Genomic DNA, 16,512 nt, shown 5'->3' with positions numbered 1-16,512 from the left:
AACCGGGGCCGCGCCAATCAGACACAGAGGCCCCGGGTCAAGCCCGGGGCGGGTGAAATCAGCCCTCGATCCGGCCAAGGTCTGCCGCTTGCAGGCAGATATTGCGGATGCTGCTTAGCAGGTTGAGGCGGTTGCGGCGGATGACCTGGCTTTCGGCATTGACCTGCACGGCGGTAAAGAAAGCGTCGATGGGCGCGCGCAGCGCCGCCATGGCCCCCATCGCGCGCGCGAAATCCTCGGATTTGAGGGCGCTGGCAATGGCAGGTTCGGCTGTGGCGAGGGCAGCAAAGAGCGCCTTTTCCTCGTCGGTTTCCGCGAATTTCACATCCGCGCCATAGGAATATTCCACCCCATCCTTTTCCTCGGCTTGGGTGAGAATATTGTTGGCGCGTTTGAAGCCCTGCAACAGGTTCTCACCATCGTCGGTTTTCAGGAAGTCACTGAGGGCGCGGGCGCGTTGGACCAAAAGCGTGAGATCGTCATTGCCCGGCATGGCAAGGCACGCGTCAATCACGTCATGGCGGATGCCCTCGTCGCGCAGATGGACCTTGAGACGGTCGTGCAGGAAGGAGAGGAGGTCGTTAGTTTTCTGCGGTATTGATATCATCTCAGCGCCATCATCCAAATGGTTCCCAGACGAATCTACATCACGTTTCCACGCGATATGATGCTCAGCTATTAGATTGAAGCACTCTGAGCGCGTAAGTTTGATGGTAGCACCGTGATCAAACCCCCGTTCTGCCACCTCTTCGTATGTTGGTGAACGAACGAACTTAAGCCACTCTTCGGCTATTGTTTTTTCGTCAAACTGGTCAAGTTCATAAAAGGATAGATAAGCAAGTTGCTCGAGCACTGCGATATCCGCAAATACCGATGGGAAAGACAGTTTCAGGTTTTGGATAAAAGGCAACCGCAACCCATTCCCCAACACCAACCGAATAACGCCCAACGCAGCCCTGCGCAGCGCGTAGGGGTCTTTGCTCCCCGTCGGTTTCTCGTCAATCGCCCAAAACCCCGTCAGCGTGTCGATCTTATCCGCCAGCGCCACCGCCACCGATACCGGCGCGCTTGGCACGGCGTCGCCCGGCCCCAGCGGCGAATAATGCTCTTGGCAGGCGGCCGCCACCTCGGGGGCGAGCCCCGCCTCCGCCGCGTAATAGCGCCCCATCAGCCCCTGCAATTCGGGGAATTCGCCGACCATGGCGGATTGCAGATCGGCCTTGGCCACGCGTGCCGCCTGTTCCGCCAGATCGGCATCGGCGCCCACATGCGGTGCAATCTCGCGCGCCAGCGCGGCGATACGGGCGATGCGGTCGGCCTGTGATCCCAGCTTGTTGTGGAAGGTGACATGCGCGAGCCCTGCGCCCATCCCCTCCAACCCCTCGGCCTGCACGGTGCGCAGGTCGTTTTCCCAAAAGAATTTGGCATCCGACAGACGCGCCGCCAGCACCTTTTGATTGCCCGCCAGAATGGTCACGCCCTGGTCGGCGGTCTCGACATTGGCGACGGTGACAAAGCGTTCGATCCGGCCTGTCTTGGGGTTTTTCACCGAGAAGAACTTTTGATGTTCGCGCATGCTGGTTTGCAGCACCTCGGGCGGCAGACCCAAAAAGGCGTCGTCAATCCGCCCCATCAGCACCACGGGCCATTCCACCAGCCCCGCCACCTCGGCCAAAAGGCTAGGGTCCTCGACCAGTTCCAGCCCCGATGCAAAGGCCTGATTGCTGGCCTCTTGCCAGATATGCGCGGCCCGCTCTTCGGCCTCCAGAATGACATGCGCGCGGCGCAGCTTGGTGCGGTAATCGTCAAAAGAGGACACGGCAAATCGCCCTGCCGCCATGAAGCGATGCCCCTCGGTCGTGTTGCCCGCGCGGATGCCGTCGACGTCAAGATCAACGACCGTCACCTCGCCCGCCTCATCGGTCAGGATACAGAGGATGGAATGAAGCGGGCGCACCCAACGCAAAGACCCCGCGCCCCAGCGCATCGACTTGGGCCAAGGGAAATTGCGGATGATCTTATCAAGTTCCTCGGACACAATTTCGGCCGCCGCGCGTCCGGGCTTAGTGATCGTGGCGAAATAGACCTGGCCTTTTTTCTCGTCGCGGATTTCCAGATCGTCGCGCGTCAGCCCCGCGCCGCGCAAGAAGCCCTCGATCGCCTGTTCGGGCGCATCGACGCGCGGGCCTTTACGTTCTTCGCGGGTGGTCGGGCTTTGGCCGCTGAGCCCCTGCACTGTCAGCGCCAGCCGCCGGGGCGTGGAAAACGCCGCCGCCCCCGCATAGGTCAGCCCTGCCTCAACCAGCGCCTCGGTCAGGCGCGCGCGCAGATCATCCGCCGCCTTGGACTGCATGCGAGCCGGGATTTCCTCGGAGAAGAGTTCGATCAAGAGGTCAGGCATGGCTTAGTATCCTTGGGGCGGTTCGGGGCAATCATCGGGCGCGGGCTGTCCGTCAAACACCACCTCGCCGCAGCGGTTGATCTGGTGCCAGGCATAGCCGCGCCCGTCCTCGGTGATGGCCACCACGCGGTCGACGCCGTAAATCACATCCCGCTGGCCCAAAAAGGCCAGCGCGCGCCCCTCTTCCAGCGCAAGGCCGATGGCCTGCGCATCGTAGCAGTCGAACCAGTCGGGCGCGGTCAGCGGCTCTGCCCGCTCATATAGCTCATAGGTCTCGGTCAGCATGGCATGGCTCATCGCGGTGGTGAAACAGGCGCGATAGCGGATCGGGCTGCTGTTGGCGTCAATGGCGGTGAAGTTGTCGTAGAGCACCGGTTCCGGCGCGCCCGTGACCAGAGAGGTCAGGACAACATCATTCGTGCCATCCGCCGCCACCTCTTCGTAGAAGTGATAGACTTGCAGATAATACATGGCCGCACCGGCCACCAATGCCGAAATCAAGATCGCCCCCGCCAATATCTTGCCCATTATGCCACCTGCCCCCCTGCCTCTGTCTGCACGAAGGCATCGGCGCATTGTTTCGCCAGCGCCCGCACCCGGCCGATATAGGCTTGCCGCTCGGTCACGGAAATGACCCCGCGCGCATCGAGCAGGTTGAAGAGATGACTGGCCTTGATGCATTGGTCATAGGCGGGATGCGCCATGATGATCCGCTTGCCGGTCTTGGGGTCCACCGCCTCTTGCGCGAGGATGGCCTGACATTCGGCCTCGGCCTCTTCAAAGTGGCGCAAGAGCACCTCCGTGTTGGCCACGTCGAAATTCCAGCGGCTGTATTCTTCCTCGGTCTGGCGAAAGACATCGCCATATTTCAATGGAATTGGCGCGGCAGGATCGTTGAAGGGCATGTCCATCACATGATCAATGCCCAGCACATACATCGCCAAACGTTCCAGACCATAGGTCAACTCGCCAGAGACCGGCGCGCAGTCATGCCCGCCGACCTGTTGGAAATAGGTGAATTGCGACACTTCCATCCCGTCGCACCACACCTCCCATCCCAGACCCCAAGCGCCGAGCGTGGGGCTTTCCCAGTCATCCTCGACAAAGCGGATATCATGCAGCGCCATGTCGATGCCGATGGCGCGCAGGCTGCCAAGGTAGAGGTCTTGCATATCGGGCGGGCTGGGTTTGATCAGCACCTGATACTGGTAATAATGCTGAAGGCGGTTGGGGTTTTCGCCATAGCGGCCATCGGTGGGGCGGCGCGAGGGCTGCACATAGGCCGCAGCCCAGGGTTTTGATCCCAAAGAACGCAGCGTGGTGGCAGGGTGAAAGGTGCCGGCCCCCACCTCCATGTCATAGGGCTGCATCATGGCACAGCCTTGTGCGGCCCAATAGCTCTGCAATCTCAGGATGATTTCCTGAAAGCTGCGCGGTTTGCCGGTCGTGTCGCTCATGCCTGACCCCAATGCTGCCCCTGATTTGCCGCCCCTACCTAGGCCGGGTGCGGGGCAGGGTCAATCGGGCGTTTGGCCCCCAACGCCCCCGCACAAACCCCGAAGTTTTCGAGTGCATCGCCCGGCAATTTTGATAAAACGCCAAAAAGGTCGCAACGACCGTTATCAAGACAGAATTTAGGGAAACTTATGGCGCGTATCTTACTGGGGTTCATTTTTGCGGTTTTCATGGCGCTGCCTGCGGCGCGTGCGCAAGAGGAGCCGGTTGTCTGGGTCCAGGTCGAAGCGCAGCCCAGCCTGAACGCGGCACAGGACGCCGCGCGCCGCTATGCCGCGACTTTGGCGGATGTGAACGGATTTGCCTTGGGGCGCGGTTGGTATGCCATCGCCCTTGGACCCTATCGGCGCGAAGAGGCGGAGCGTGTGCTTCAGGTCTACCGCGCCGAGGGGGTGATCGCGCGAGACAGCTACATCGCTGAAAGCAGCGATTATCAACAACAATTCTGGCCCATCGGGGCCAATCTGCTGGAGGGTCCCGCCGCCCCGGCCATTGCGGCCCCCGATAGCCCCCCCGTTGTGGCGGCAGACCCGGCCCCCGCGCCCATCCCCGAGCCCGCCGACGAGACCCTGCGCGAGGCGCGCGAAAGCGAGAGCCTGCTTGACCGCGACGCGCGCGCCGCCTTGCAAGAGGCGATGACATGGGCCGGGGTCTATGACGGGGCTATCGACGCGGCCTTTGGCCAAGGCACCCGTGCCGCCATGGCGCGGTGGCAGGCGCAAAACGGCTTTGAGGCAACCGGCGTGTTGACCACTCGGCAGCGGGCAGAGTTGTTTCGTCAGTTCAACGCGGTGTTTGACGGGCTTGGCCTAGAGGTGGTGCGCGATAATGCCACCGGCATCGCCATGGAATTGCCCACCGCCGTGCTGGGCTTTGACCGCTACGAGCCGCCTTTCGCGCATTTCAACGCCACCGGCGATATCGACGCGCGGCTTCTATTGATCAGCCAATCGGGCGACCGTGCCACGCTGGCGGGGCTGTATGACATCATGCAGACGCTGGAAATCGTACCCGAGAGCGGGCCGCGCAGCCTTGATGGTGATCGTTTCACGCTGATCGGCGAAGGGGCGTTGCAGATCTCGCATACCCAGGTCTGGTTGCGCGACGGTGCGATCAAGGGCTTTACGCTGATCTGGCCCGCCGGTGACGAGGCAAGGCGCAGCCGTCTTTTGGGGCGGATGCAGGACAGTTTCGATTGGCTGCCCGGCACGCTTGATCCCGCCGAAGGCAGCGGGGCACAGGATATTGACCTGATTTCAGGGTTGGAAATCCGCAAGCCCAAGCAGGCGAGGTCGGGTTTTTACGTGGATGCCAGCGGCGCCGTGCTAACCACCGCCGAGGCCGTGGCGAACTGTGGCCGGATCACGATTGACGAAGCCTATGAGGCCGATGTGGTGCTGAGCGATGCGGATCTTGGCGTGGCGATCCTGCGCCCGCGTCAGCCGCTTGCACCGGTGCGGGTTGCAGCCTTTCAAGAGGTGACGCCCCGCTTGCTGAGCGATGTGGCGGTTTCGGGCTATTCTTATGGCGGTCTTTTGGGTGCCCCCACCGTCACCTTTGGCCAATTGGCCGAGTTGCAGGGGCTGAATGGCGAGGCGCATCTGAAACGGCTGGCCTTGAGCGCGCTTGAGGGGGATGCGGGCGGTCCGGTGCTTGATACCGGCGGTGCGGTGTTGGGCATGTTGCTGGCACGGGCGCAAGATGGCCGCACCCTGCCCGACGAGGTCAGCTTTGCCGCCACCAATGGCGCGCTGCAAGCGGTGCTGACGCAGGGGGGCATCACCCCGCGCGTGACATCGGATCAAGACCGCATCCCGGCCGAGGCGCTGACGGATCGCGCTGGTGAGATGACCGTTTTGGTCAGTTGCTGGGACTAGACGAGACCTGAGGCGGGGCCGCATCGCCCCGCCCTATTCCCCCTTGATCTGCACGGAAAAGCTGCGCTGCGCGCCCGCCGGAGGCGCGGGAAAAGGTGCTGCGCGCTCGACCACAGTCAGCGCGGCCCGGTCAAGCCGGGTCGACCCGGATGATCGCGCGACGCGGACCGATGCCAGACGCCCCCCCTCAGAAATCGAGAACTGCACCAGCGCCACACCCCGCGTATCGGCGCGGGGGCGTGGCACACGCGCGAGATGGCGCATAACCTGACCGGGATAGTTGCTGGTGGCGGCGGTGCCGGGCGTCTTGCTTTGGTGATCTTTGGGTCGTCCTTCGGTGGCGGCGGTGGCGGTCTCATGGCCGGTCATGCTGCCGCGTGTGGCGGTCTGGTCGGCATAGCTGCCGGACGTCGCCCGCGCCGCGGTCTTGCGGTCTGGCTTTGGCGCGGCACGGGGCGTGGCCGTGGCGGTGAGTTGGGTGGGCCGCGCCTTGGGGCGCTTGGATATCTCAAGGCCAGTTTCAGCCTCAGGCAGGGCGACACTGGGCTGTGACGCGGGTGCGGGGGCTGAATCCTTCGTGGCTGGGGTGGCCGGTGTGGCGGCTGCCACCGCCGGTGCTGATGGAACCACCGGCATTTGGGGGGCCTCACTGGCCTTGGCCACCGGTTGAATCTTTTGAGGACGAACCGCCTGAGCCTCGGTGCCATCGGGCTTGGTCGGGCGCAGAACCTCTGCCGCCGTCACACTCGGGGTGACGGGGGTGTCGGACACTGGCTGTGCCGCGCCGGCAACCAGATCCGCAAAGCTTGATCCCAACAACACCTCAGACGCCCCGGCACCCCCCTCGATCTCTGGCCCTGCCGGGCTGTGCGAAACCCAAAACCCCGCCCCATGCAGGCCAAGCGCCGTGACCGCACAAACCGACAGCACAAAACGCGACCCCCGGATCATGGCAGCCCCCGTTCGGTGATCATCACCACCCGCCCTGCCCCCGCCCGGCGCAGCGCCTCGCCCAATCGCAGAAGATCCGTGGCGGGCAGCGCGGCATCGGGCACAAGGCGCAGCGTGGCGCGGGCCGTTTCGGGCAAGGTTGCGACATGGCTGGCGGCATCCGACACCGGCGCGCCGCGATAGGTCAGCCGCCCATCGGCGTGAACCACCAGCGCATCAGGTGGCGCGGTGCCCTCCAACTCGGCGGTGCGCACCAGCCGCAGATCTTGCGCAAGCGGCGGGGCAAGCGTGGCGGCGGCCATGAAGAAAATCAGCATCAGGAAAATGATGTTGATCAGGGCAATCGTGGGTTCGCGGCGGGTGCGGTCGGTTTTCATGACGGCACCAAAACCTGCACCGAGAGGCCGGGGATGGCGCGCAGGGTCACCAGCAGGTCGGTCAGCCGCTGTGCCGTGACATCAGCGCTGGCGCTGACCAAAACCTGCGTCTCGTCTGACATCAGAGGGCGCAGCGCCTCGGCCAGAGCGGCAAGTGGCACGGCGCGCGCATTCACGCTCAGATCCGTGGTCCGCAGTTGCAGAAAGATCGGTTGCGCCTCGGAGGGCGCTTGCCCCTGCCCCGCCGTGGCCAGATCCACCTCTGAGAATTGTGAAAAGGTCGAGGATAGCATGAAGAAAAGCAGCAGCAGAAAAATCACGTCGATAAGCGAGGTGAGCGACAGTTTGCGGCGCTGGAACCCGGACTTACGCACATGCGGGCACCGCCCGGCCCTCTGGTATCGCTTGTTGCGCCTCCTGCCCATCTGGGCCCAGAACCATGCTGAGCGCATGATCGGCGAGCGCGCGTTCCTCGGCCATGCGCGATTCGAACCACGACAGCACGACCGAGGCGGGCATCGCCACGGCAAGCCCCGCCGCTGTGGTCAAAAGCGCCACCCAAATCCCCCCTGCGAGGAGCGACGGATCAACCTGTGATCCGGCGGATTGAAGCGCCTGAAACGCCTCGATCATGCCCAGAACCGTGCCGAAAAGCCCCAGCAGCGGGGCCACCTGTGCCACTGTGTCGAGAAAGCGAAAGCCGCGTTCGAGCCGGGCAAAGCGGGCTTCGGCCTCGGCCATCAACCGCCGTGTGGCGACGGTATCGCGCGGGTCTACGGCAAAAGCGCGGGCGATGACCGGGGCCAGATAGCTGCGTGATGTGGCAAGTCTGCGATGTGCGGCGGCGGTCTCGCCGTGATCCCAATCGGTCACTGCGGCACGCAGCGCGTGATGCCGCCCCACCCCCGAGGCGCGAAATTGCCAGAGTTTGTAAAGAATGACCGCAAGCGTGCCGACAGAAAGCACGGCGATCATCGCGATCACCGGCCCGCCCATGGCAATCAGCCCGTTCAGCCTGTCGATCATGGCCGCTATCCCGCTCATCCTGTCACCTCGATGTCGGTCTCGCTCGCAAGGTGGAGCGCGCCGAGGCAGACACCCGGGGCAAGCCCCGCGCCTTCGCAGGTGCCGATGCCATTGATCAGCACCCCCCCGATGGCGTCGCAGCCTTGCCCCGCCAGATCGAACTGGCGCACGCGCGGGCGCCCCTCGGGCAGCGCGCCGAAATCAAAAAGCGTGAGCGTTGCCACCTGCCCCGTCGCATCAAAGAGCACTGCTTCGGCCTTGAGGCTGTCGAGCGCGACACCCAGATCGTTTTGCAGCACGAAACTCAGGCGACAGCCGCCTGTCTCGGTGGTGTGCAGGCTATTGAGCGTTAGGGTAAGCGCCGAGGCGGCAGCGGTCTCATCCGCTTGGGCCATGGTCGCCGCACCCAAGAACGCCAGGGCACAACAAAACGCAGGGCGGTGGAATGCCAGCATGAAAAGCTCCTTTCCCCGATCATCAGACGGGGCTGGAAACCGCATGGCTGGCGCGGGGCTGGCACGGGGTGAGAGATGGCCCGCGCCGGTAGAGCGCAGGGATTGACCCGGTTTTGACTGAGTTGACTGAAAGAGTCAAGTTTGTCGTGACGTCGGTCTTTGCGTCACGGTTTGGCGGGCGTCACCGCTTGCGGCCCTGCCCCGGTTGAGACGGAAGCAGCGGGCTGGGGGGTGTTTGCCTCTGCTTGCCGCCCGGCCCCGACACCTGCCGATTGGAGCGATTGCAAAGCCCGGTGCCGGGCCTGACAGGTATCGCACTCCTGTGGCGACGAGACGACGGGTGCCTCTTGCGCGCCAAGGCTAAAGGCCGCGCAGATCAGAACCACAAGCAGCGCGCCTGCCCTCATGCGGGCACCGGGGAGGACGCAAGGTAGCGCTCAAGCGGCGCGTAAGACTCCGGCGCGCCTGCATTTTCCAGCGCGAGATAGTCGAGCGCGGCCACCTCATGTTCGGTCAAGAACCGCAGGCGGGTTTGATCCGCCTCTGGCCCCATCGCCTCGAGCGCCTCGAACGCTGCGAGATAGGCAGGATAGGTGCGGTTCATCTCGTCCAGAAGCCCCGCCCAAGTGCCTGGCGCGCGGCGCGCCTGTTCATGGCCGCTCAGGGTTAGGCTCTCGACCGACCGGGGGGTTAGATCATAATGCGCGATGAGCGGGGCAACGCCTTGGGCGGCGTGGCGTTCAACCTCGGCCAAAAGCCTCAGGCGCTTGTGCTGCGCAGGCTCGGGAAAGCGGCGGGCGAGCGCGTCAAAATAGGCTTCGCCCTCAATCTCCTCTTCGTAATAGAGCAAGAGCTTGGCAAGATAGGCGGGATCCGGTTCGGTCATATCGGCTGTTCTCCTGTCGTCTAGGCGGCCCCACCGGGCGCGCCCACGTCGATTCGGTCGTGTTTTAGCGGCAGGTCGGGATCGACCGGCGCGTCCAGTTCCTGTGCGTAGCGATGCCCGGCATGGACCGCCGCCGCGATAATCGCCGGCGCCTCGCAATCGCCGATGCGTGTAAGGGTAAAGGGCAGCGGACCGGCCATGGCACATAGGTCGTGATACAGCCCATCCTCGGGTCGCCGCGCGCTGACCATCACGAGATGAGAGGCGGCAACGGTCAACTCCGCCCCGCCATAGGCGCAGGGCAAAACCACCGCACGCCCGTCAAACCCCGCAATCTCGCGCGCCGGTTCAAACCTGACGCCAAGGCCCTGCAAATGGCGGCGCACCCGCCAGCGTTCTGCGGTATTGCCTGCCCAGCGCGACAGGCTGTCATCGGGCGTGGCAAGTGTCACCTCAAGCCCCGCCATACGCAGACGCTCGGCCAGAACACCCCCCATGTAATAGCCGTCGCCATCATAGACCACGGTCGGCCCATCCGGCAGTCGGCCCGCCATGATATCATCGGGGGTCAGGATATGCGCGTCTGCCGCGCCTTCGGCCACGGACTGAAAGACCTCGCCGTCGAACACATCCTTGCGCCACTGCGCGCCGGTGGCGATGGCCACGTGATCCGCGCCCACATCCAGCACATCCTGCGCCGTCAGGCGGCTTTCGCGGAAAATCTCGACATTGGGCATGTCGCGCAAGGCTTGCTCGCGGTAGTCGCGCACGCGGATATATTCACGCAGCCCCGGCAAGCCAGCCTCTCGCAGAACGCGCCCGCCCAGATCACGCGTGGCCTCGGCCAATGTTACGCGATAGCCACGTGCGCCCAAGGCGCGCGCCGCCTCAAGCCCCGCTGGTCCGGCGCCGACGATCAGCACATGGGCGGCACTGCCCTGCGGCGCGATACGTTCAGGATGCCAGCCGCGCCGCCATTCCTCGCCCATGGTCGGGTTTTGCGTGCAGCGGATGGGCACGCCCAGACTGTCGCCGGAATAGCAGATATTGCAACCGATACATTCGCGGATCGCCGACAACCGCCCCTCCTCGATCTTGCGCGGCAAAAAGGGATCGGCAATCGACGGGCGGGCCGCGCCGATGAAATCCACGATGCCGCGCCTGACCTGGGCCGCCATCGTATCGGGCGAGGTGAAGCGGCCCACGGTCACGACGGGCTTGGTCGTGACCGATTTCACCCATGTCATATAGGGTTCCAGCGCGCCCTCCTTGACGAAGCGCGAGACGCCCATTTCCAGCGAATAATCCGCGATGTTGATATCCCAGAGATCAGGTAATTCGGCCAGCATCGCGAACATGTCGCGCCGCTCGCCCCAGACCGGATGCCCGTCGCTGCCCCCCTCTTCATCCGCCGAGAACCGCACCGCAACGGCACAGCGGTCGCCAACCGCATCTTTGGTGTCCGCGATCAACTCGCGCACCAGACGCACCCGGTTTTCAAGGCTGCCGCCATATTCATCGCCCCGCGTGTTGATGCGCGGGTTGAGGAAGTTTGAGATCAGATAGCCATGCGTGGCATAGACATAGACGATGTCAAACCCAGCATCGCGGGCGCGCAGCGCGGCGCGTTTATGCCAGTGGCGAAACTGCCGGATATCGGATTTGTCCATGGCGCGGGTCTGATAGGGGTGTCCCGCAAGATTGGGCACCGACCCCAGATCCATCGGCGGCAACCGCGTCATCATGTTGGGCGTGCGCGCCCCGCCATACCAAAGCTCTGCCCCGGCCAGCGATCCATGGGCATGCACCGCCTCGGTCATCAGGGTATGGGCGCGCACATCGCTCATGTCCCAGAGCGAGGCAGACGGATGCGGCAGGTCATCCGATGTGGGGTGAATGGAGTTATACTCGGTGCAGACCACGCCCCAGCCGCCCTCGGCCTTGACGCCCCGCATGGCCGCAAGCGTGCGCGGGCGCATCCAGCCCATGCCGGTGCAATGCGGCACCTGATAGAATCGGTTGGGGGCTGTCACAGGACCAATGCGCACCGGCTCGAACAGGATGTCATGGCTTGGGTCCCGGCTCATTCGCAACGCTCTGTTCTGGTTGATTGATCGGCGGTCTCATCCTGCGGCATGTCGAAATGCCGGGGAAAGGCCATGGCGAGATAGGCCTGCACCTTGGCGCGGGCCGCATCGCGATCAAAAGTGTCGGGATACATGAGGATATTGAGCCAGAGCCCATCGTAGAGCCCCTCCAGCGTGTGCGCGATGGTATTGGCTGACGGGCCGGAATACCCGCCCTCGCGCGCGATATCGCGGCAGAGGCGTTTCGACAGGTCAAAGCGTTCGTTATCAAGGGCATCCACCAGCGCGCGATAGACCGTACGCCGCCCCCCTTCGCCAAAATAGGCATACCAGACCGCCAGCTTTCTTTGCGTGCAAATCTTTGGATCGAAATGCGAGTCGACAATCGCCATCAGTTTGTCGCGCGCGCTCAGCCCCGCATCGCCATAGGCACGACGCCAATGGTCATGGTGTTCGCGCGCCAGAAACTTAAGGGTTTCTTCCAGCAGGTTCTGCTTGCTCTGGAAATGAAAGTTGGCGAGTCCGAGCGACAGCCCGGCAATTTCCGTGACCGTGGACATGGTGGTGCCCGCGATGCCGTATTGGGCGATGGAATCTATAGTGGCCTCGATCAATTGCCTGCGCCGGACCTGCTTGGGCTCGGTGCGGCGGGGCTTGCCGGTGTCGCGGGTTGGGGGTGGTGCGATCTGCTGCATTCTGTTTCCGGGTCGCCGCCGTGGCGTGGCGCGCCCCTCTCCTTTGATTAGTCGGTATCGAGAATGACAATGGCCTCTGGTGACCACGAGAGCCAGAGCGCCTGACCCTCGGGCAGATCATCGGCCCCCATCCGTCGATCGGTGTTCGGAGCAGAGACCGCGACCGGCTCTGCCTTGCCGGGAATGCTCAGGTAATACTGGCTGCGCTCTCCCATATAGGCCGCCGTGCGCAAGCGCCCCTCAACCGCCAGCCCCGCCTCGGGCCGCGTTGGCGAGAGGCTGAATTTCTCGGGCCTGAGGCCGATATGCACAGGCGCGCCGTCAGGTTTGGTAAGCTGCGCCGTGGCCATGGGGATGGTGCCCAGCCCCTCGGCCTCGATCGCGGCCATGGCAGAGCCATTGCGCCGCACCGTGCCGTGAAAGAAATTCATATTGCCGATAAAACTTGCGACGGCGCGCGTTCTTGGTGCCTCGTAGAGGCCCGCAGGCGTGTCGACCTGCAACACCTTGCCCCCGGACATGACCGCGATCCGATCCGACAGGGTCAGCGCCTCTTCCTGATCATGGGTGACAAACACAAAGGTGATGCCGACCTGTCGTTGCAGCGCGCGCAACTCAAGCTGCATCTGCTCGCGCAATTGTTTGTCGAGCGCCCCCAAAGGTTCGTCGAGTAACAGCACCTTGGGTCGCAGGATCAAGGCGCGCGCCAATGCGATGCGTTGGCGCTGACCGCCCGACAACTCATTGGCCTTGCGGCTGCCGTAGCCCGGCAGCTTGATCAGATCGAGCATTTCCTCGACCATTTCAGCGCGGCGGGCAGCGGTCAGCTTTTGTTTGCGCAGGCCGTAAGCGATATTGTCACGCACGTTGAGATGCGGGAAAATCGCATAGCTCTGAAACACCATATTGACCGGGCGATGATGCGGCGGCACGTCAGACATCGGCTGATCGTCAATGAAAATCTCGCCATTCGAGGTGGATTCGAACCCCGCCAGCATCCGCAAAAGCGTGGTCTTGCCACAGCCCGAGGCCCCAAGCAGGGAAAAGAACTCGCCCTGCGCGATGTCCATCGACACCTCTTCGATGGCGGTAAAGGCCCCAAAGCGCTTGCTGACATTGCGGATAGAAATGAAACGGTCCGAGGGGGTCATCGTTGGGCGGCCTTCACTCTTGATCCTCCAGCCCCTTGCGCCCGATCCATTGGGCGACAAAGACAAGGGCAAAAGACACGAACAGGATCAGCGCGGCCATTGCCAGCACCGAGGGAAATTCCTTGGGAAAGCGCAGTTGCCCCCAGATATACATCGGCAACGTCGGATCGGTGCCGGTCAGAAAAAACGCCATGATGAATTCGTCAAACGAGATCGTGAAGGTGAGCAGCAGGCTTGCCACGATACCCGGCAGGACCATCGGGAAGGTCACGCGCCAAAAGGTCCACCAGCCGTTTTCCCCCAGATCAGCCGAGGCCTCTTCCATCGACGGATCAAAGCCCTCGAAGCGCGGCAAGAGCGTGGCCACGGCAAAGGGCAGGCAGATAATGAGATGCCCCAGACCCACCGTATACAGCGAGAGCGGCACGCCCATCCGGCTGAGCAGCACCAGAAGCGCCACGCCGAAAATGATCCCCGGAATGACCAGCGGCATCATGATGAAGGTCACAAGCGCGCCCTTGCCCCGCATCCGCGTGCGGGTGATCGCGCGGGCCGCCATCACCCCCAGCACGGTCGAGATGACCGAAACCACCAGCCCCACTTTGACGCTGTTCCAAAGCGCATTCCACACCGGCTCGCGCGTCCAAAGCTCGCCGTACCATTGCAGGGTAAAGCCCTGAAGCGGGAAGCGGACATAGATCGAGTCGTTAAAACTGAAGAGCGGGATGAACAGCACCGGCACATAGAGCACGATCAAAAACAGCACCGCGTAGAGTTGCAGCGCGCGGTTCGGGCGCTTGATATAGCTGCTCATGTGATGCGCCCCTGCACTTTGCGTGTGACAAGCAGAAACACCAGCGCCAGCGCCGCAATCCAGAACATCAGGACAATCGACAGGGTAGCCCCCATCGGCCAGTTGTTGACCGCGCCGAATTGCAACTGGATAAGATTGCCGATCATCGCCCCATCCGGCCCACCCAGAAGCGCGGGCGTGATGTAATCGCCAGTGGTCGGGATAAAGATCAGGAACGAGGCCGCGATCACCCCCGGCATCGACAAAGGCAGCGTCACGCGGAAAAATCGCGCCATCGGCCCGTCGCCCAGATCAGTCGCGGCTTCCAAAAGAGAGCGGTCGATCTTTTCCAGCGACACATAGAGCGGCAGAATCGCAAAGGCCGCCCAGGCATGGGCCAGCGTGATGATGACCGCCGTGGGGCTATAAAGCAGGAAACTGAGCGGTGCCTCAATGAGCCCCACCGACATCAGCCCCGAGTTTATGACACCTTCGTAGCCAAGGATCACCTTCCACGCGAAAACCCGCAGCAGATAGCTTGTCCAGAATGGCAGGGTCATCAGGATGATCCACAGCATCTTATTTCTGTGGACATGAAAGGCCACGAAATAGGCCATGGGATAGCAAAGCAGCACCGTAGCCACGGTGGCCACGCCCGACATCCAGAACGACCGTAACATCAACGAGCCGTAAATCGGCTCATTCCAGCTTCGGATATAGTTGTTGAGCGTGAGCGTGGTGTCAAAGCCAAAGCCTTGCCGCGTCCAGAGGCTGATCACCAACAGAATGACAAAAGGCACCACGATACCAAAGGTCATGATCGCGAGCGTGGGGCCCATCATCAGATAGCCACGCGCGCTTTCGCTGCGTTGGAACAGGCGCAGAATGCGCGACCCAGAGGCACGAGGAGGCCTGTCCGCTGTCCGGCTTTTGGGCAAAGAGGTTTCGGCCATTCCTGCGCGCACTCCTCAGGGGCTGGATCAAAAAGCCCGCCCGCCGGGGCGGACGGGCGGTGCGGGCAGGGTCAGAACCCGGCCTTGATCTGCTCGAAGAGCTCGTTCATCTGGGTTTCCCATTCCTGCGTCTGCGGCTGCTGGAAATGCCCCGCATTCAGGATTTCGACCGGGTTTTTGCTCAGGCCCAGCCCGGCCAGCGTCTCTTCCTCGAACTGGTCGAACGCCTTGCTGTTGGAATGGCCGTACCCCCAGTCGTTGATCATGAAATGGCCGGTTTCGACGCTGAGCAGGGAATCGATCACGTCATAGGCGCGGTCAAGATTGGGCGCGTCCTTGTGGATCATCACGCCGCAGACCCATGTGAGCGCGCCCTCTTTGGGCCGCGCGAATTTGACAGGGATGCCCTCGGCTTGCAGCAGCACCGCCGAACTGTTCCACGTCATCGAGGCCACCATCTCGCCAGCGGAAAGCGCCTGTTCGAGCGTGGTCGTATCATCGGTATAAAGGCGCATCAGCGGGCGCTGTTCGCGCATCACGGCGGCGATTTTGTCAAAGGCTTCGGGTGTGTCGATATTGGCGAAATCAATGCCGGCCTTGATCGCCCCGCACCACCACGCATCCCCGCCCGAGGCCAGCGACCCCAACCGCCCGGCATAGCGTGGGTCCCACAGGATATCCCAGCTTTCCTCGCCCTCCAACTCCACCAGATCGGTGCGATAGGTGATCGAGGTCTGACCCCAATCAAAGGGCGCCATCCAGACCTTGCCCGCCTCGGCACCATTGCCGGGCAGATCGACCAATTCAGGGATCACATCGCCCCAATTGGCGACACGCGCGGTGTCAATCGGCTGGAATAGCCCCGTCTGCACCCAGCGCGGCATCGACTGGTTGCAAGGGTGCGATACATCCACCACGAACCCGCCCCGCATCTTGGTCAGCGCCTCTTCCGAGCCGCCGAAAATGGCGAAATTCGGCAGGGTGCCGTTTTGCTCCTGATAGGGGCCAAACAGTTCGGGGATGTCATAGCCCCCCCATGTGAAATAGGTGGCCTGCTCACCCTCAGAGGCCATGGCCCGGCGTGCGGGCAACGGCACCGTTGTCATCGCCACCCCTGCCGCCAAAAGGCCCTTGGTGAATTTCCGCCGACTTAACTTGCCTTCGCGCACAGCACCCAATTGGTCCAGAATATCCATGTGGTCCCAGTCTCCCCTGTTGGCGCGGACCGACCTATGGGATGGGTCCCGTCACACAATCGTTATGGTTCATGCGCCATAGCTCAGGACTGTTGACATTTTCCGTCGCTCGGGCATGTCATTGAATGGTCATTCAATCATTTCAGCCA

General features: G+C 62.9%; 17 protein-coding genes. 1 reads left to right on the top strand and 16 read right to left on the bottom strand.

What is annotated here, in order from left to right:
* Positions 1–58: 58 nt before the first annotated feature.
* From glyS to ROSMUCSMR3_RS17970, 3 genes are read right to left on the bottom strand one after another with little or no spacing between them, the layout of a single operon-like run.
* A complete protein-coding gene (gene glyS / locus ROSMUCSMR3_RS17980) occupies positions 59–2,401 on the bottom strand; it encodes a glycine--tRNA ligase subunit beta (RefSeq protein WP_081508253.1) in 2,343 nt (780 codons plus the stop codon).
* Positions 2,402–2,404: 3 nt separating this feature from the next.
* Positions 2,405–2,929 carry a DUF6446 family protein gene (locus tag ROSMUCSMR3_RS17975; protein ID WP_081508252.1) on the bottom strand — a complete coding sequence of 175 codons (525 nt, stop codon included), beginning with the start codon at positions 2,927–2,929 and terminating at the stop codon, positions 2,405–2,407.
* Positions 2,929–3,858, bottom strand: coding sequence for a glycine--tRNA ligase subunit alpha (locus ROSMUCSMR3_RS17970; protein WP_081508251.1), 930 nt, complete (start codon positions 3,856–3,858; stop codon positions 2,929–2,931). Before ROSMUCSMR3_RS17970 ends, ROSMUCSMR3_RS17975 begins: the two co-directional genes overlap by 1 nt.
* Before the next feature lie 189 nt (positions 3,859–4,047).
* Here ROSMUCSMR3_RS17970 and ROSMUCSMR3_RS17965 point away from each other — a divergent pair, with 189 nt between their 5' ends.
* Positions 4,048–5,793, top strand: a complete 1,746-nt coding sequence (locus tag ROSMUCSMR3_RS17965) for a serine protease (RefSeq protein ID WP_081508250.1) — start codon at positions 4,048–4,050, stop codon at positions 5,791–5,793.
* Between the two features lie 33 nt (positions 5,794–5,826).
* Here the strand turns inward: ROSMUCSMR3_RS17965 and ROSMUCSMR3_RS17960 are convergent, their stop codons facing one another.
* The 13 genes from ROSMUCSMR3_RS17960 to ROSMUCSMR3_RS17905 form a co-directional block, all read right to left on the bottom strand.
* Positions 5,827–6,744 (bottom strand): energy transducer TonB, encoded by a 918-nt coding sequence (locus ROSMUCSMR3_RS17960; protein WP_081508249.1) that lies wholly within the window; start codon positions 6,742–6,744, stop codon positions 5,827–5,829.
* The gene (locus tag ROSMUCSMR3_RS17955; protein WP_081508248.1) at positions 6,741–7,121 is read right to left on the bottom strand and encodes an ExbD/TolR family protein; all 381 of its coding nucleotides are present in this window, start codon (positions 7,119–7,121) and stop codon (positions 6,741–6,743) included. The genes ROSMUCSMR3_RS17960 and ROSMUCSMR3_RS17955 overlap by 4 nt, the downstream gene beginning before the upstream one ends.
* Positions 7,118–7,495 (bottom strand): ExbD/TolR family protein, encoded by a 378-nt coding sequence (locus ROSMUCSMR3_RS17950; RefSeq protein ID WP_081508247.1) that lies wholly within the window; start codon positions 7,493–7,495, stop codon positions 7,118–7,120. The genes ROSMUCSMR3_RS17955 and ROSMUCSMR3_RS17950 overlap by 4 nt, the downstream gene beginning before the upstream one ends.
* Positions 7,488–8,165: a MotA/TolQ/ExbB proton channel family protein gene (locus ROSMUCSMR3_RS17945; protein ID WP_237183481.1), complete on the bottom strand. Its 678-nt coding sequence runs from the start codon at positions 8,163–8,165 to the stop codon at positions 7,488–7,490. The genes ROSMUCSMR3_RS17950 and ROSMUCSMR3_RS17945 overlap by 8 nt, the downstream gene beginning before the upstream one ends.
* Complete coding sequence (locus tag ROSMUCSMR3_RS17940) at positions 8,162–8,602, bottom strand: hypothetical protein (protein ID WP_081508245.1); 441 nt, start codon at positions 8,600–8,602, stop codon at positions 8,162–8,164. The genes ROSMUCSMR3_RS17945 and ROSMUCSMR3_RS17940 overlap by 4 nt, the downstream gene beginning before the upstream one ends.
* A gap of 164 nt (positions 8,603–8,766) precedes the next feature.
* Positions 8,767–9,009, bottom strand: coding sequence for a hypothetical protein (locus tag ROSMUCSMR3_RS21330; RefSeq protein WP_157667357.1), 243 nt, complete (start codon positions 9,007–9,009; stop codon positions 8,767–8,769).
* Positions 9,006–9,488 carry a hypothetical protein gene (locus ROSMUCSMR3_RS17935; RefSeq protein ID WP_081508244.1) on the bottom strand — a complete coding sequence of 161 codons (483 nt, stop codon included), beginning with the start codon at positions 9,486–9,488 and terminating at the stop codon, positions 9,006–9,008. The genes ROSMUCSMR3_RS21330 and ROSMUCSMR3_RS17935 overlap by 4 nt, the downstream gene beginning before the upstream one ends.
* A 20-nt stretch (positions 9,489–9,508) precedes the next feature.
* Positions 9,509–11,575, bottom strand: coding sequence for an FAD-dependent oxidoreductase (locus ROSMUCSMR3_RS17930; RefSeq protein WP_081508243.1), 2,067 nt, complete (start codon positions 11,573–11,575; stop codon positions 9,509–9,511).
* The gene (locus ROSMUCSMR3_RS17925; protein ID WP_081508242.1) at positions 11,572–12,270 is read right to left on the bottom strand and encodes a TetR family transcriptional regulator C-terminal domain-containing protein; all 699 of its coding nucleotides are present in this window, start codon (positions 12,268–12,270) and stop codon (positions 11,572–11,574) included. Before ROSMUCSMR3_RS17925 ends, ROSMUCSMR3_RS17930 begins: the two co-directional genes overlap by 4 nt.
* Positions 12,271–12,317: 47 nt before the next feature.
* Complete coding sequence (locus tag ROSMUCSMR3_RS17920) at positions 12,318–13,421, bottom strand: ABC transporter ATP-binding protein (RefSeq protein WP_081508241.1); 1,104 nt, start codon at positions 13,419–13,421, stop codon at positions 12,318–12,320.
* A gap of 13 nt (positions 13,422–13,434) precedes the next feature.
* On the bottom strand, positions 13,435–14,235 hold the full coding sequence (locus tag ROSMUCSMR3_RS17915; protein WP_008280284.1) for an ABC transporter permease: 801 nt from the start codon (positions 14,233–14,235) through the stop codon (positions 13,435–13,437).
* Positions 14,232–15,167: an ABC transporter permease gene (locus ROSMUCSMR3_RS17910; protein ID WP_081508240.1), complete on the bottom strand. Its 936-nt coding sequence runs from the start codon at positions 15,165–15,167 to the stop codon at positions 14,232–14,234. The genes ROSMUCSMR3_RS17915 and ROSMUCSMR3_RS17910 overlap by 4 nt, the downstream gene beginning before the upstream one ends.
* 71 nt (positions 15,168–15,238) lie before the next feature.
* Positions 15,239–16,363 (bottom strand): ABC transporter substrate-binding protein, encoded by a 1,125-nt coding sequence (locus tag ROSMUCSMR3_RS17905; protein WP_008280282.1) that lies wholly within the window; start codon positions 16,361–16,363, stop codon positions 15,239–15,241.
* Between the last annotated feature and the right edge of the window lie 149 nt (positions 16,364–16,512).

It is taken from the genome of Roseovarius mucosus (assembly GCF_002080415.1).
Lineage (GTDB): Bacteria > Pseudomonadota > Alphaproteobacteria > Rhodobacterales > Rhodobacteraceae > Roseovarius > Roseovarius mucosus_A.
This window is presented reverse-complemented; position numbering and strand designations above follow the sequence as displayed.